The organism is Massilia sp. CT11-108, assembly GCF_047302915.1.
Taxonomy (GTDB): domain Bacteria; phylum Pseudomonadota; class Gammaproteobacteria; order Burkholderiales; family Burkholderiaceae_D; genus Telluria; species Telluria orientalis.
Window position 1 is genome coordinate 1 of the sequence record NZ_JBKYMO010001288.1, and the last position, 404, is coordinate 404.

General features: G+C 71.8%; 1 protein-coding gene. It reads right to left on the bottom strand.

The genetic code is table 11. The features are described from left to right. Positions 1-404 (bottom strand): methyl-accepting chemotaxis protein (locus ACEN88_RS34440; protein WP_413346896.1); only part of this gene is annotated, 404 nt, incomplete at both ends.

Here is a 404-nt window from a genome sequence, read left to right on the forward strand (position 1 = left end):
GGGCGAGGGCACGCACCTCGGCGGCGACGACGGCAAAGCCGCGCCCCTGCTCGCCGGCGCGCGCAGCTTCCACCGCGGCGTTCAGGGCCAGGATATTGGTCTGGAAGGCGATGCCGTCGATGACGGCGATGATGTCGACGATGCGCGCGGACGATGCATTGATCGCGCCCATCGTGTCGACCAGTTGCCCGACCATCGCGCCGCCCTGCCGCGCCACGCGCGCGGCGTCGCCGGCCATGCGGTTGGCTTCCTCGGCGCTCGTCGCGTTCTGGCCGACCGCCTGCGTCAGTTCTTCCATCGACGACGCCGTCTCTTCCAGCGCCTGCGCCTGGCTTTCCGTGCGGTGCGACAGGTCCTGCGCCTCGCCGGCCATCGTCGTGGCGGCGGCGACGATCGTGCCGGTG